General features: G+C 55.9%; 1 rRNA gene. It reads right to left on the bottom strand.

Going from position 1 to position 651, the window contains the following annotated elements:
- A 23S ribosomal RNA gene (locus tag AKI01S_RS48670) occupies positions 1-651 on the bottom strand; the annotation flags it as partial.

Raw genomic sequence — 651 nt, 5'->3', positions numbered from 1 at the left:
ATGAATCATCATGAATGCCATGGCTTCGGCGGTGTGCTTGAGCCCCGCTACATTGTCGGCGCGGAATCACTTGACCAGTGAGCTATTACGCACTCTTTCAAGGGTGGCTGCTTCTAAGCCAACCTCCTGGTTGTCACGGCAACTCCACATCCTTTACCACTTAGCACACGCTTAGGGGCCTTAGCCGATGATCTGGGCTGTTTCCCTCTCGACTACGAAGCTTATCCCCCGCAGTCTCACTGCCACGCTCTCACTTACCGGCATTCGGAGTTTGGCTGACGTCAGTAACCCGGTAAGGCCCATCGGCCATCCAGTAGCTCTACCTCCGGCAAGAAACACGTGACGCTGCACCTAAATGCATTTCGGGGAGAACCAGCTATCACGGAGTTTGATTGGCCTTTCACCCCTAACCACAGGTCATCCCCCAGGTTTTCAACCCTGGTGGGTTCGGGCCTCCACACCGTCTTACCGGCGCTTCACCCTGCCCATGGCTAGATCACTCCGCTTCGGGTCTACAGCATGCGACTAACAACGCCCTATTCAGACTCGCTTTCGCTACGGCTACCCGCCACCGGTTAACCTCGCCACACACCATAACTCGCAGGCTCATTCTTCAAAAGGCACGCCATCACGAACACAGCCCGAAGACTG

Origin of the sequence: Actinomadura kijaniata NBRC 14229 (assembly GCF_001552175.1) — a bacterium.
GTDB lineage: Bacteria > Actinomycetota > Actinomycetes > Streptosporangiales > Streptosporangiaceae > Spirillospora > Spirillospora kijaniata.
This window is presented reverse-complemented; position numbering and strand designations above follow the sequence as displayed.